The organism is Rhizobium sp. SL42, from assembly GCF_021729845.1.
Taxonomy (GTDB): domain Bacteria; phylum Pseudomonadota; class Alphaproteobacteria; order Rhizobiales; family Rhizobiaceae; genus Allorhizobium.
The window spans coordinates 153,202-166,590 of record NZ_CP063399.1 but is presented as its reverse complement, the minus strand read 5'-3'; the positions used below and the strand labels follow the sequence as shown (position 1 = coordinate 166,590).

At 60.8% G+C, this 13,389-nt stretch carries 13 protein-coding genes; 8 read left to right on the top strand and 5 right to left on the bottom strand.

Annotation, left to right across the window (positions count from 1 at the left end):
- The first annotated feature begins 20 nt into the window (after positions 1–20).
- From IM739_RS23095 to purU, 7 genes are all read left to right on the top strand, one after another.
- Positions 21–992, top strand: coding sequence for a GlxA family transcriptional regulator (locus IM739_RS23095; protein ID WP_237371975.1), 972 nt, complete (start codon positions 21–23; stop codon positions 990–992).
- Between the two features lie 30 nt (positions 993–1,022).
- The gene (locus IM739_RS23090; RefSeq protein ID WP_237371974.1) at positions 1,023–1,682 is read left to right on the top strand and encodes a helix-turn-helix domain-containing protein; all 660 of its coding nucleotides are present in this window, start codon (positions 1,023–1,025) and stop codon (positions 1,680–1,682) included.
- 90 nt (positions 1,683–1,772) lie between these two features.
- Complete coding sequence (locus IM739_RS23085) at positions 1,773–2,678, top strand: class II glutamine amidotransferase (protein WP_237371973.1); 906 nt, start codon at positions 1,773–1,775, stop codon at positions 2,676–2,678.
- 34 nt (positions 2,679–2,712) lie between these two features.
- Positions 2,713–3,399, top strand: coding sequence for a GXGXG domain-containing protein (locus IM739_RS23080; RefSeq protein WP_237371972.1), 687 nt, complete (start codon positions 2,713–2,715; stop codon positions 3,397–3,399).
- 14 nt (positions 3,400–3,413) lie between these two features.
- Positions 3,414–4,742 (top strand): FMN-binding glutamate synthase family protein, encoded by a 1,329-nt coding sequence (locus tag IM739_RS23075; RefSeq protein ID WP_237371971.1) that lies wholly within the window; start codon positions 3,414–3,416, stop codon positions 4,740–4,742.
- A gap of 88 nt (positions 4,743–4,830) precedes the next feature.
- On the top strand, positions 4,831–6,138 hold the full coding sequence (gene glnT / locus IM739_RS23070) for a type III glutamate--ammonia ligase (RefSeq protein WP_237371970.1): 1,308 nt from the start codon (positions 4,831–4,833) through the stop codon (positions 6,136–6,138).
- A gap of 143 nt (positions 6,139–6,281) precedes the next feature.
- A complete protein-coding gene (gene purU / locus IM739_RS23065; protein ID WP_237371969.1) occupies positions 6,282–7,163 on the top strand; it encodes a formyltetrahydrofolate deformylase in 882 nt (293 codons plus the stop codon).
- A gap of 262 nt (positions 7,164–7,425) precedes the next feature.
- Here the strand turns inward: purU and IM739_RS23060 are convergent, their stop codons facing one another.
- From IM739_RS23060 to IM739_RS23040, 5 genes are all read right to left on the bottom strand, one after another.
- Positions 7,426–8,187, bottom strand: coding sequence for an SDR family NAD(P)-dependent oxidoreductase (locus IM739_RS23060; protein WP_237371968.1), 762 nt, complete (start codon positions 8,185–8,187; stop codon positions 7,426–7,428).
- Positions 8,188–8,190: 3 nt separating this feature from the next.
- Positions 8,191–9,015 carry an ABC transporter permease gene (locus tag IM739_RS23055; RefSeq protein ID WP_237371967.1) on the bottom strand — a complete coding sequence of 275 codons (825 nt, stop codon included), beginning with the start codon at positions 9,013–9,015 and terminating at the stop codon, positions 8,191–8,193.
- Positions 9,015–9,881 (bottom strand): ABC transporter permease, encoded by an 867-nt coding sequence (locus IM739_RS23050; RefSeq protein WP_237371966.1) that lies wholly within the window; start codon positions 9,879–9,881, stop codon positions 9,015–9,017. The genes IM739_RS23055 and IM739_RS23050 overlap by 1 nt, the downstream gene beginning before the upstream one ends.
- Before the next feature lie 219 nt (positions 9,882–10,100).
- The gene (locus tag IM739_RS23045) at positions 10,101–11,261 is read right to left on the bottom strand and encodes a polyamine ABC transporter substrate-binding protein (RefSeq protein ID WP_237371965.1); all 1,161 of its coding nucleotides are present in this window, start codon (positions 11,259–11,261) and stop codon (positions 10,101–10,103) included.
- A 41-nt stretch (positions 11,262–11,302) separates the two neighbouring features.
- Positions 11,303–12,385, bottom strand: a complete 1,083-nt coding sequence (locus tag IM739_RS23040; RefSeq protein ID WP_237371964.1) for an ABC transporter ATP-binding protein — start codon at positions 12,383–12,385, stop codon at positions 11,303–11,305.
- Positions 12,386–12,583: 198 nt separating this feature from the next.
- On the opposite strand from IM739_RS23040, the gene IM739_RS23035 reads away from it, so the two are divergent.
- A complete protein-coding gene (locus IM739_RS23035) occupies positions 12,584–13,384 on the top strand; it encodes a LuxR family transcriptional regulator (protein ID WP_237371963.1) in 801 nt (266 codons plus the stop codon).
- Positions 13,385–13,389 lie beyond the last annotated feature (5 nt).

The following is a 13,389-nucleotide window of genomic DNA, read 5'->3' as shown; positions in this document are numbered from 1 at the left end:
TTTTGGGATAGATTAGAGACATGACGGTCTCCCTTTCCACCACCCAGCGCTACGGTTTCGTGCTGGTCCCGAATTTTGCGTTGATGTCCTATGCGTCGGCGACAGAACCCCTGCGGGCTGCAAACCTGCTCGCCCAGACCACACTTTACGAGGCTAAGCCGCTGTCGATCGGTGGCCGGCCGGTTCCATCCTCGTCAGGTTTTGAAGTTCCCTGCGGTGACCTCGCCATCGTCGGCACGCTCTGCCACACCGTCTTCGTGGTCGCCGGAGGCAATCCGGAAGACTGGAGCGAAACGGCCAACCTTCTGCCGCTGCTGCGCCGACTTGCCCGCCAAGGGGTGCGCATCGGGGGCATTTCCAGTGGATCCTTCATTCTGGCGGCTGCCGGCTTGCTCGATGGTCGAGATTTCACCATCCATTGGGAACACGCTCCGGCCTTGTGCGAAGCGTTTCCGAATTTGTCACCGCGTCAGGCGCGTTACGTCATTGATGGTGACCGGGTTACATGCGGCGGTGGCGTCGCGCCGCTCGACATGATGCATGCCGTCATCGGAAGTCGGATGGGCTCCGCTTTTGCCCGCCGGGTCAGCGACTGGTATCTGCATACGGCCGTTGCCGAACCGACGGCGCCTCAACGGGGATCTTCCAGCCAACGCTACGGTACCCATCACCCGGCTCTGATCACCGTTCTTGAGAAAATGGAAACGACAATCGAACAGCCGCTTGACCGTCGCACAATGGCACGTATCGCGGCCGTGAGCCCGAGACATCTTGATCGGTTGTTCGCGGAGCATATAGGCATCAGTTTCCACGCCACTTATCGGAGGATCAGGCTCGATCATGCCAGGCGCCTGCTGGAGCAAAGTCCGCTCTCGCTATCTGAACTTGCTTTCGCCACCGGCTTTTCGAGTGCCTCACATTTTTCCCGCGTCTTCAAAGACCATTTTGGCCTGACGCCAAAATCCGCTAGAGCAAGCAAGCATATGTCTTGAGACGTGCCGAGGCTGGGAGGAAGACAAAAGATGGCAAAGAGCGGGAAACAACAGGCGAACCCTGCCAAGGCGGCACTTGCCCAGGACCCGCACGCCGTCCGCGAACCACGCGCCAACAATCTGGAAATGGCGATCGGACACGAGGTGCGCATTTATCGCAAGAAACTCGGCATCACAGTGGCCGACATGGCGGTGGCGACCGGCATGTCGGTCGGCATGCTGTCGAAGATCGAGAACGGCAATATCTCGCCCTCGCTGACCACATTGCAGGCCCTGTCGAAGGCTCTGGGCGTACCGATTACCGCCTTCTTTCGCGGCTTTGAGGAACCGCGCAGTGCTAGCTTCGTCAAGGCCGGCGAAGGTGTGAACCTGGAGCGCCGCGGCACCCGTGCCGGTCACCACTACAGTCTACTCGGCCACATCGAGAACAACACCTCGGGCGTCGTCGTCGAACCCTATTTGATCACGCTGAACGCGGAATCGGACGTCTTTCCGACCTTCCAGCACGAGGGCATGGAGTTCCTCTACATGCTCGAGGGCGAGGTGATTTATCGCCATGGCGACAGCCTTTACCGGATGGCAGCCGGCGACAGCCTGTTCTTCGACGCAGATGCGCCGCATGGGCCGGAGGAACTGGTGAAACTGCCGGCGCGCTATCTCTCGATCATCGCCTATCCGCAACAGCGATAGTTGCCTTAAAAGAAAAATTTATTCTCTAAGGTTGATTTTGTTTTCGGCCACTGCTAGGTCTGTCTTCACGGAAAATTGGAGAAGACAGCCATGTGCGGCATCGTTGGTTTGTTCCTCAAAGACAAGGCGCTCGAACCGCAGCTCGGGACGCTGCTGTCCGACATGCTGATTGTCATGACCGACAGGGGGCCGGATTCGGCCGGCATCGCAATCTATCGCGGTGCGGCCCAAGGCAGGGCCAAGGTCACGATCCAGTCGGCGGAGCCGGCAGTCGATTTTGCCGGGCTGGAGGCCGATCTCGGCAAGGCTGGGATTTCCGCATCCGTCATTGTCAAGAGTACCCATGCGGTGGTCGAAGTCGACGTGTCTCGGCTTGCCGATATACGCGCCATCTTCGCCGGTATCCGTCCAAACGTGCGTATCATGGGCTCGGGGGAGAGTGTCGAGATCTTCAAGGAGACCGGCCTGCCGAAGGATGTCGTTGCCCGCTTTGATGTCCGCTCGATGTCGGGCTCGCATGGCATCGGCCATACGCGCATGGCGACCGAAAGTGCCGTCACCACGCTGGGCGCCCATCCGTTCTCGACCGGCGCCGACCAGTGCCTGGTGCACAATGGCTCGCTGTCGAACCACAACAACCTGCGCCGCGAACTGGTGCGGGAAGGCATGGCCTTTGAAACGCAAAACGACTCGGAAGTGGCCGCTGCCTATCTCACCGCTGAAATGGCCAAGGGCAAGGATCTCGGTCAGGCGCTGACCGGCGCGCTCGACGATCTCGACGGCTTCTTTACCTTCGTCGTCGGCACAAAATCAGGATTCGGCGTGGTGCGTGATCCGATCGCCTGCAAGCCTGCCGTCATGGCCGAGACCGATCAATATGTGGCCTTCGGCTCCGAATATCGCGCTCTGGTCAATCTGCCTGGCATCGAGACAGCCCTCGTCTGGGAGCCGGAGCCGGCCACCGTCTATTTCTGGGATCACGGCAAGGCTGCCTGATGCCTGAGCCCGTTACGTCAAGGAAGTTTGCCCGATGCCTATCTTCGATCTTTCCCAAACGCCGCTTCGCGAACTCAACAGTGCCCTGCATAAACTCGGCCAGGGCGCCAATGATACAGCCTTTGAGGTGATCAATCCGCGCGGCAGCCATTCAGTTGCCGTCGGCATCGACACACCGGTCACCGTCGAGGTCAAAGGCTCGGTCGGTTACTACTGCGCCGGCATGAACGATGGCGGAACCGTCACCGTGCATGGGTCTGCCGGCCCGGGCGTGGCCGAAAACATGATGTCGGGCACCGTGATCATAGAGGGAGATGCCTCGCAATATGCTGGCGCCACCGGGCGCGGTGGCCTCCTGGTGATCAAGGGCAATGCGGCGTCCCGCTGCGGCATCTCGATGAAAGGCATCGACATCGTCGTGCATGGCTCGATCGGCCATATGTCTGCTTTCATGGGCCAGTCGGGTCATCTGGTCGTCTGCGGCGATGCAGGAGAAGCGCTCGGCGACAGTCTCTACGAGGCAAAGCTCTTCATACGCGGCACGGTAAAAAGCCTCGGCGCCGATTGCATCGAAAAGCAGATGAAGCCCAAACATCTGGCAAAGCTTGCCGAGCTTCTGCAGCAGGCCGGCATCACCGACGTCAAGCCGGAAGAGTTCAAGCGTTACGGCTCGGCCCGCAAGCTCTACAATTTCAACATCGACAACGCCGACGCGTATTGAGGCGAGGAACAGCCATGAGCTATCACAACCCGTTCACCCCGCCGCGCAAGTCCGCCACCTTCGATGACCATACGCTGGCCGAAATCCGCCGTGCGGCCGCCACCGGCATCTATGATATCCGCGGCGGCGGCACCAAGCGCAAGGTGCCGCATTTCGACGACCTGCTGTTCCTCGGTGCCTCGATCTCGCGCTACCCGCTCGAGGGTTATCGGGAAAAATGCGATACGTCCGTGGTCCTCGGCACCCGCTTTGCCAAGAAGCCGATCCATCTGAAGACCCCGATCACCATTGCCGGCATGTCCTTCGGCGCGCTGTCTGGCAACGCCAAAGAAGCGCTTGGCCGAGGTGCAACGCTTGCCGGCACATCGACCACCACCGGTGATGGCGGCATGACGGACGAGGAACGCGGTCACAGCCAGACGCTGGTCTACCAGTATTTGCCGTCGCGCTATGGCATGAACCCGAAGGACCTTCGCCGCGCCGATGCAATCGAAATCGTGGTCGGCCAGGGCGCTAAGCCCGGCGGTGGCGGCATGCTGCTCGGCCAGAAGATTTCCGACCGCGTTGCCAACATGCGCAACCTGCCCAAGGGCATCGACCAGCGCTCCGCCTGCCGTCACCCGGACTGGACCGGCCCGGACGATCTGGAAATCAAGATCCTAGAACTGCGCGAGATCACCGACTGGGAAAAGCCGATCTACATCAAGGTCGGTGGCTCCCGTCCCTATTATGACACGGCCCTTGCGGTGAAGGCCGGTGCAGACGTCGTCGTGCTCGACGGCATGCAGGGTGGTACGGCCGCCACCCAGGACGTGTTCATCGAGAATGTCGGCATGCCGACGCTTGCCTGTATCCGACCCGCCGTGCAGGCGCTGCAGGATCTCGGGATGCACCGCAAAGTGCAGTTGATCGTCTCCGGTGGCATCCGCTCGGGCGCGGATGTCGCCAAGGCCTTGGCACTGGGGGCCGATGCGGTCGCCATCGGCACCGCGGCGCTGGTTGCGATCGGCGACAACGATCCGAAGTGGGAAGAGGAATACCAGAAGCTGGGCACCACCGCCGGCGCCTATGACGACTGGCATGAAGGCAAGGACCCGGCCGGCATTACCACCCAGGATCCGGAACTGGCCGCGCGCCTCGACCCGGTCGCCGCCGGACGCAGGCTTGCCAACTACCTCAAGGTCATGACGCTGGAGGCCCAGACGATTGCCCGGGCCTGTGGCAAGAACAAGCTGACCAATCTCGAGCCGGAGGATCTCTGCGCACTGACCATGGAAGCTGCCGCCATGGCGCAGATCCCTCTCGCCGGCACCAGCTGGTATCCCGGGAAGGGAGGCTTCTAACACCTGAATGGCCGCATCCTTCTCCCAGGGATGCGGCCATTTTTCTTTTCAACCGATGTGTCTCAATCCATAAAAACAGGGGAACGACGTGACACAGGATCTTGCAGGCTTCGCCGCCGAGCGCGGCATCAAATATTTCATGATCAGCTATACCGACCTCTTTGGCGCACAGCGCGCCAAACTGGTGCCGGCCGAAGCGATCGCCGACATGCAGAAGGATGGCGCGGGTTTTGCGGGCTTTGCCACATGGCTCGACCTGACGCCCGCACATCCCGACCTCTTTGCCGTTCCTGATGCCTCCTCGGTCATCCAGCTTCCCTGGAAGAAGGATGTTGCCTGGGTTGCCGCCGATTGCGTCATGGATGACAGACCGGTGGAACAGGCGCCGCGCGTCGTGCTCAAGCGCTTGGTCGCGGAAGCGGCAGAGCTGGGTCTGCGTGTGAAGACCGGCGTCGAACCGGAGTTCTTCCTGATCTCGGCCGATGGGGAGAAGATCTCCGATGAGTTCGATACGGCAGAAAAGCCCTGCTACGACCAGCAGGCGCTGATGCGCCGCTATGATGTGATTGCCGAAATCTGCGACTACATGCTGGAACTCGGCTGGAAGCCCTACCAGAACGACCACGAGGACGCGAACGGCCAGTTCGAGATGAACTGGGAATATGACGACGCGCTGAAGACGGCCGACAAGCACTCCTTCTTCAAGTTCATGGTCAAATCCGTGGCCGAGAAACACGGGCTTCGCGCCACTTTCATGCCCAAGCCCTTCAAGGGCCTGACCGGCAACGGCTGCCATGCCCATATCTCCGTATGGGATCTCGACGGCAAGATGAACGCCTTTGCCGACAGGGACATGCCGTTCGGCCTGTCTGCCAAGGGCAAGACCTTCCTCGGCGGCATCATGAAACATGCCTCGGCGCTGGCCGCGATCACCAATCCGACGGTCAATTCCTACAAGCGCATCAACGCGCCGCGGACAATCTCCGGCGCGACCTGGGCACCCAATACCGTGACCTGGACCGGCAACAACCGCACCCACATGGTGCGCGTGCCGGGCCCTGGCCGTTTCGAGCTGCGCCTGCCTGACGGTGCGGTCAATCCCTATCTGTTGCAGGCCATCATCATCGCGGCGGGCTTGAGCGGCCTGAAGAGCGACGCCGATCCGGGTCCGCATCACGACATTGACATGTACCGCGATGGCCACCTGGTGAAGGATGCGCCGAAGCTGCCGCTCAACCTGCTCGATGCGCTGCGCGCCTATGAGGCGGACGAGGATTTGCAGGCTGCGCTCGGGAGCGAGTTTTCCGCTGCCTATCTCAAGCTGAAGCGCGGAGAGTGGAATACCTATTGCTCACAGTTTACCGCTTGGGAGCACCAGACCACGCTTGATGTCTGACCTTTCTGTCTCAACCAAGGCCATGCCCGGACCTGTTCCGGGCATCGGCTTAGCCGAGACCTTACACTGTCCACGCAGACTGATCGTGACCGGGGGCGGCGTGCCGTGCCTTCCATCCGCATGGTCGTTTCCGGAGCATGACGATGAAATATATATTGACCGTTTCCTGCCAGTCGACGCGCGGGATTGTCGCCGCGATCTCTGGCTATCTAGCCGGCAAGGGCTGCAACATCGTCGACTCATCGCAGTTCGACGATCTTGAAACCGGCATGTTTTTCATGCGCGTCTCTTTCATCTCGGAAGAGGGCACCAGCCGTGCCGAACTCGACCAGGGCTTTGCGCCGATCGCCGAGAAATTCGGCATGACCGCCGAGATGCACGACAGCACGCATCGCATGAAGGTCATGCTGATGGTCTCGCGCTTCGGCCATTGCCTCAACGACCTGCTCTATCGCTGGAAGATCGGTGCCCTGCCGATCGAGATCGTCGGTGTCGTCTCCAACCACTTCGACTATCAAAAAGTGGTGGTCAATCACGACATCCCGTTTCACCACATCCCGGTGACCAAGGCCAACAAGCCGGAAGCCGAAGCTCGCATCATGGCCATCGTCGAGCAGAGCGGCACCGAGCTGATCGTGCTGGCCCGCTACATGCAGATCCTGTCCGACCAGATGTGCCAGAAGATGTCCGGCCGGATCATCAACATCCACCACTCCTTCCTGCCAAGCTTCAAGGGCGCAAACCCGTACAAGCAGGCCTTCGAACGTGGCGTAAAGCTGATCGGTGCCACCGCGCATTACGTCACCGCCGATCTCGATGAAGGTCCGATCATCGAGCAGGACGTCGCCCGCATCACCCATGCCCAGTCTTCCGAGGACTATGTCTCGATCGGTCGCGATGTCGAAAGCCAGGTGCTGGCGCGGGCGATCCATGCCCATATCCATCACCGCACCTTCATCAACGGCAACCGCACGGTGGTGTTCCCGGCAAGCCCCGGCTCCTACGCCTCCGAGCGCATGGGGTGAGGCATGACGATAGTTATCGATGGAAAGGCCGCCGCCCGCTTCGGCGATCGAAGCGGTAACTTTAGCGACAACCGGGCTTGAGGCCTTCGGCTAGCAGTCTGTGCTTGAGTTTGATCTGCTGTCATTGGCATGATTGGCCTCCAGAGAGTTTTCTAGCGACCTCACTCTGCCATTGTGCAGGCCGCTACTCACCCCTGATGGGGTCTAAAGGCGGTCACATGGTTCTGCTACGTTGGAGGACAAACGCCATGAGTTCAGAATGTCAGATGACGGCTTCGCCACCATCGACAACCAGGATCTGGCCGGTCATGTAGGATGAACGGTCGGAGACGAGGAAGAGGATCGACTCGGCGATTTCCTCGACCTGGGCCCATCGCCCCATCGGCACCTTTTCGCGCACATAGGCTTCGATCGCATCGCGCCCGCCCATCTGGGCGATGAAGGGGCCGTTGAACGGCGTATCGACCCAGCCGGGGCAGAGCGCATTCACGCGGATGCCGAAACGCGCATAGTCGCCGGCCATCTGCCGGGTCATGGCGATGACGGCGTGTTTGGTGGTGGTGTAGGCGATCATTTCGCGGTCGTAGAGCACGCCGGAAGAGGACGAGGTGTTGAGGATGACGCCGGACCCTTGCGCCTTCATCGCTGGCATGGCGAGGCGGGCGGCCATGAAATGGGCGCGCACGTTCAGGCTCCAGGAGAGATCGAAGCCCTCAACCTCCACCTGCTCGAGATCTCCGGCAATCTGCGCGCCGGCGTGGTTGTGGAGGATGTCGATGCGGCCGTGGCGTTTCAGAACGGAAGCAATACCCGCCTCTAGCGAAATGTCGTCGGTGACGTCGAAGATCAAGCTTTCGGCGCTGCCGCCAGCATCGCGGATCATCGACACAGTCTCTGCCGCACCCGGAGCATTGCGGTCGGCGACGGCCACGTGGGCGCCTTCGTGGGCCATAATCATAGCACCCGCCCGGCCGATGCCGGAGCCGGCGCCAGTAACGATGGCGATCCGGTCTTTCAGGATCATAGTCTACTCCCCGGCCTGCGCTTTTATTGTCTTGTCCCGCATCAGTACGCGGGCGATGAGGATGAGCAGAAGTGAGGCGACCAGAACCATGGTCGCGATCGCATTGATCTCCGGCGTCACGCCGCGGCGGATCGAGGCGAAGACATAGATCGGCAGCGTCGTCTTCGAGCCGGCGACGAAGAAGGCGACGATGAAATCGTCGAACGAAAACGTGAAGGCGAGCAGGAAACCGGCGAGCACCGATGGCAGGATCTGCGGTAGCACGATCTGGCGGAAGGTGGTGAACGGCGTGGCGTAAAGATCGCTCGAGGCCTCGACGATATCGCGGCCGAGGGTGGCGATGCGCGCCTTGACGATCATGGTCACCAGCGACAGCGAGAACAGCCCGTGGGCGGCAATGATCGATCCATAGCCGAGGCCAAGCTGCGGCGGCTTGTCGCCGGGCCAGGTCGAAGCCAGCGCCGGATTGAGGAAGGAGAAGACCTCGACCAGCGCCACCAGCGTTGCAATGCCGATGACGACGCCGGGCACGACGATGGCAGCGGCAAACAACCCGTCGAAGATGGCGCGGCCGCGGCTGCTCAGCCGCTGCATCCCGAGCGCTGCCATCGTGCCGAAGACGGCGGCGAGCACGGCGCTGGTGAAGGCGATCATCAGGCTGTTCTGCAAGGCGGTGATCAGGAAGGTGTTTCCGAGTGCCTTGCCGTACCACATGGTTGAGAAGCCGGTGAACTCGCTGGCGCTGCGGCCGGCGTTGAACGAGAACAGCACGACCAGGGCGATCGGCGCGTAGAGGAATAGGTAGACGAAGGTGACGAGCGCGCGCATCAGACGAGATCCACCTGTCTGGAGCCGGAGACTTTCCAGGCGATGCGCATGGCGACGCTGAGGACGATGACCACCACGACCACCAGTGTCACGGCGATCGCCGAGCCGAAAGGCCAGTTGCGCGATTGCAGGAAGAGATCGACCAGCGCATTGCCGATGAAAAATACCTTGCCGCCGCCGAGAAGCTGCGGGATCAGGTATTCGCCGAGGAGGAGAATGGTCACCAGCCCCACCCCTGTCATGACGCCGGGAAGCGATAGCGGTAGGGTGATGCCGAAGAAAGTCGAGACCGGCTTGGCGCCGAGATCGGCCGAGGCTTCGAGCAGGCGGCGATCGAGTTTTTCAAGGCTGACATAGATCGGCATGATCATCAGCGGCAGGTAGCCGTAGACGATGCCGAGCAGCACCGCGCCTTGCGTGTTGAGGAGCCTGACGTCTTCAATGCCGATCATGCCGAGCAGATTGGGAATGCCGCGCGAGCCGAGGATATACATCCAGGCATAGGTGCGCACCAAGAGGCTGGTCCAGAAGGGCACGACGACGAGCGAGACGAGCACCAGCCGGTATTTCTGATTGGACTTGATCGCCAGATAATAAGCGACGGGATAGGCGACGATCAGGCAGAGGAAGGTGCCGACCGGCGCGATCATCATTGTGTTCCAGAAGGCCGCCGCACGCGAGGGAAGATTGGCGAATTGGGCAAAGGTGAAGGCCGCCTGATAGCCGCCCTCCGGCGCCCGTTCGCCAAAGGCGAAGACCACCATGGCCATGAACGGCAGGACGAGAAAGACAGACAGCCACAGGCCGGCCGGCGCGACGAGTGCGGCGGTCGTAAGCTGTCGTTTTCTGTCCGGGGTGAGGGGCATGGAGTTGGTACTTTCGGTCGCTGAATCGTCTGTCGAGTATTTGTAGTGCACTGGGTCTGCGGCCTATCTCTTCTCCCCAGCGGGGAGAAGTGCCAAACGCAGTGAGGCGATGAGGGGGGCGACGGCGTAGCCGGAGGCGCACGTCATATTCGGATGATCGTCTTCGGCCCCCTCATCCGGCCCTTCGGGCCACCTTCTCCCCGCTGGGGAGAAGAGAAATCAAGCCGACTTGAAGCGGGCCATCAGTTCCGCGCGTGCCGGATCGGTCAGCGTCACGGCAGCGCCGAATTCGAGCTTGGTGAGCGATGCCTCGTCCGGATAGACGATCTTGTTCGAGGTGACGTCAGCTGGAAGCAAAGCGAGCACGCGGCTGTCGGTGGTTGGCGCACCGTTGGCGATGTGTTCCTTGACAGCGTTTTCCGGCGTCATCAGGTAGTCGAGCAGGGCATAGCCGGCCGGCTTGTTGGCGGCACTTTTCGGGATCGCGTAGAAGTCTGTCCAGATCTCGCCGCCGTCGGTGCCAAGGATATAGGCGATCTCCGGCATGTCGCGGTTGAGCTGGGCACCGTCATTGGTCCAGCACATGGTCATCCACGCATCAGTGGCACGCATGCCTGGCTGGTAGTCGCTATTGATGCCGTAGAGATGCGGCTTGACCTTGATCAGCAGTTCCTCGGCCTTGGCAAGCTCTTCCGGCTTGATCGAATTGAAGGAATAGCCAAGCGAAACCAGCGCGCTGCCGATCGTCGTCAACTGGTAATCGTGCACCATGACGCGGTTGTCGGCTTCGGTCATGGCGACCTCGAAGAAGTCCTTCCAGGAGGTGATCTTTGTCTTTATCTTTGAGGTGTTGACGGCCATGCCGGTCGTGCCCCAGTTCTTCGGCAGGGCATAGGTCGTCCCGTCGACGGCACCTTCCGAAGTGAAGCGGGCTGACTGTGAGGCTTGCGAGAAGGCCGGGAGCTTGGACATGTCGAGCGGATCGATCAGGCCGAGCTTCACATAGGTGGAGATCGTATAGTTGGTCGGAACGAACAGATCCCAGCCTGTGCCGCCGGCCTGGAGCTTGGCGAGCATTTCCTCGTTCGAGCCAAAGACGTTGACCTCGACGGCAACGCCGGTCGCGGCCGTGAAGACCTCGAAGGTTGCCGGGTCATGATAGTTCGGCCAGGTGGCGATCGACATGGTTGTTCCGAGGTCCTGAGCGTAAGCCGGCGAGCTGAAGATGCCCGGCTGGCGGGCAAGGACTGCTGCGGCAAGACCAAGTCCGGTGACGCCTAAAAAGTGGCGGCGGGTGACCGAGCCGCGCTTCAGGCGCATCCATTCTTCCGTCAGATTTTCTGCAGTGATCGGGGCATTTTCTCTGTACCACTTTGTCATGACTTCGTTCCCTTTTTTGTCTTGACGTGTACGGCCATTCCTCAGGCCGGAAAAACATGCACTTTGCCGGGGTCGAAACTCAGTACGACCCGTTCGCCCGGTTCGACGAGGTCGCTTTCCTGCACGCTGCGCCTGTCGGCCGTAACGAGGAAATCGCCAAGGCCGTCGACGCTGATCTGGTATTCGGCGGTGGAACCGAGAAAGATGCGGTGGGTGACTGTGCCGGCCAGTTGGCTGCTGTCGCCCGTTGGCTGCCGTCTCAGTTCGATCGCTTCCGGTCGCAGCGCTACGGTCGCCACGCCGGGTTTCAAACCGCATTTCGCAGCCAGCGCCATGCCGTTCGACAGGCGCAGCGTCGATCCATCCGCCTCGATGGTTGCGGCAATCCGGTTGGTCTTGCCGACGAAATCGGCGACGAAGAGATCGGCCGGCCGGTCGTAGATTTCCTGTGGCCTGGCCATCTGGACGATGCGACCGGCATTCATCACGCAGACCATGTCGCTCATCGACAGAGCCTCTTCCTGGTCGTGGGTGACGAGCACGAAGGTGATGCCGAGTTCGTGCTGCAAGGTCTGAAGCTCGATCTGCATGGCGGTACGCAGCTTCTTGTCCAGCGCCGCCAGCGGCTCGTCCAACAAAAGCACCGAAGGCTTGTTGACGATAGCACGGGCGAGCGCCACGCGCTGTTGCTGGCCACCGGACATTTCATGGATGCGGCGCTTTTCGAAGCCAACAAGGCGGACCATTTCGAGGGCTTCACGTGCCCGCGCCGAAATTTCGGATGCCGCCAACTTCGGGCGCGCCTGTTTCAGACCATATGCAACGTTCTGCTCCACATCGAAGTGTGGGAAGAGCGCATAGTGCTGGAACACCATGTTGACGGCGCGCCGGTAGGGCGGCACACCGTTCATCTCGCGACCGTCGATCAGCACCGTGCCTTCGCTGGGCTGCTCGAAGCCGCCGATCATTCGAAGGCACGTGGTCTTGCCGCAGCCGGAGGGGCCAAGCAGCGCTACGAACGCGCCCTTGGGGACGGCCAGATTGATGTCCGATACGGCGGTCACGCTACCATAGCGCTTGGTGACCGAACGGAACTCGATGTCGTTCGCTGGAGCGGCTGTCACGTATCAATTCCCCGCGGGTATTTTTAGAATACCGGACAATCCTGCGACTGCCCCGTTTCTCACCGTCTGTCATTAACCTATTCAAGCAGGCTGTTTGCGGTATATACCCCGAAAGAGGTATTTTAAGACGTTTGCTGCTGTGGAAGGTGTATGTGCCGGAGGCAATTGCCGTTCTTTTTTGCAAGGTTGGTGGGGCGCATGGGCATTGACCTGGAAGCGTTGTTCAAGACGATCGGTCCGATGATCGGCGCGGCCGGAACCAGCGACGACGAGGCAGGCGGCGGTTTCCACTCATTGATGCGAGCACTGGTCGCGTTCGACTATGCCGTGATCTTTGCCTATAGGGAGAAGGAGCGACCGCTCGATCTCTACAGCACGTTCACACCGGACGAACATGTCGTCTTCGTCAGCCTCTATCAGGCCGGCCCGTTCCTGCTCGACCCGTTCTATCACGCCGCCCGGGAGCCGAAGCCGGGCGTCTGGCGGATGCGCGAACTCACCCCGGATCGCTTTTTTTCCAGTGAGTATTTTCGTAGCTATTACACACAGACCGGCCTCGCCGAGGAGATCGGTTTTTTCATCGCGCTGGAGGACGGCATCACAGTGGTTCTGTCGCTGATGCGCCGGGAAAAGTCGGGCGCCTTTTCGGCGGCGGAGTTCGCGCTGGTCAAAAAGGCCGAGCCGATGGTGGCCGGATTGGTGCGCCACGCATGGGCAGACCTTGCCCGCCGGTTCGATGCGGCACTGAGGCAGGGCAAGGGCGGACGCAAACCACTCCACCCGGCGGCAGACCGGGTCTGGCGCAATCTCAACCTGACGGAACGCGAAGCATCGATCATCGAGCTTGTTCTGCAGGGCCATTCCTCTGAATCGATCGGCCTCAGGCTCGGCATCTCCACCGGCACGGTGAAAGTCCACCGCCGCAACGTTTACCGCAAGCTCGGCATTTCCTCGCAGACGCAGTTGCTGTCGATCTATCTGAAGAATTTGGAGCAGTAGGAAAT

Excerpts from the sequence above, each read along its gene's own strand:
- IM739_RS23095 (WP_237371975.1), top strand. The coding sequence starts at position 21 with ATGACGGTCTCCCTTTCCACCACCCAGCGCTACGGTTTCGTGCTGGTC.
- IM739_RS23090 (WP_237371974.1), top strand. The coding sequence starts at position 1,023 with ATGGCAAAGAGCGGGAAACAACAGGCGAACCCTGCCAAGGCGGCACTT.
- IM739_RS23085 (WP_237371973.1), top strand. The coding sequence starts at position 1,773 with ATGTGCGGCATCGTTGGTTTGTTCCTCAAAGACAAGGCGCTCGAACCG.
- IM739_RS23080 (WP_237371972.1), top strand. The coding sequence starts at position 2,713 with ATGCCTATCTTCGATCTTTCCCAAACGCCGCTTCGCGAACTCAACAGT.
- IM739_RS23075 (WP_237371971.1), top strand. The coding sequence starts at position 3,414 with ATGAGCTATCACAACCCGTTCACCCCGCCGCGCAAGTCCGCCACCTTC.
- purU (WP_237371969.1), top strand. The coding sequence starts at position 6,282 with ATGAAATATATATTGACCGTTTCCTGCCAGTCGACGCGCGGGATTGTC.
- IM739_RS23060 (WP_237371968.1), bottom strand. The coding sequence starts at position 8,187 with ATGATCCTGAAAGACCGGATCGCCATCGTTACTGGCGCCGGCTCCGGC.
- IM739_RS23055 (WP_237371967.1), bottom strand. The coding sequence starts at position 9,015 with ATGCGCGCGCTCGTCACCTTCGTCTACCTATTCCTCTACGCGCCGATC.
- IM739_RS23050 (WP_237371966.1), bottom strand. The coding sequence starts at position 9,881 with ATGCCCCTCACCCCGGACAGAAAACGACAGCTTACGACCGCCGCACTC.
- IM739_RS23045 (WP_237371965.1), bottom strand. The coding sequence starts at position 11,261 with ATGACAAAGTGGTACAGAGAAAATGCCCCGATCACTGCAGAAAATCTG.
- IM739_RS23035 (WP_237371963.1), top strand. The coding sequence starts at position 12,584 with ATGGGCATTGACCTGGAAGCGTTGTTCAAGACGATCGGTCCGATGATC.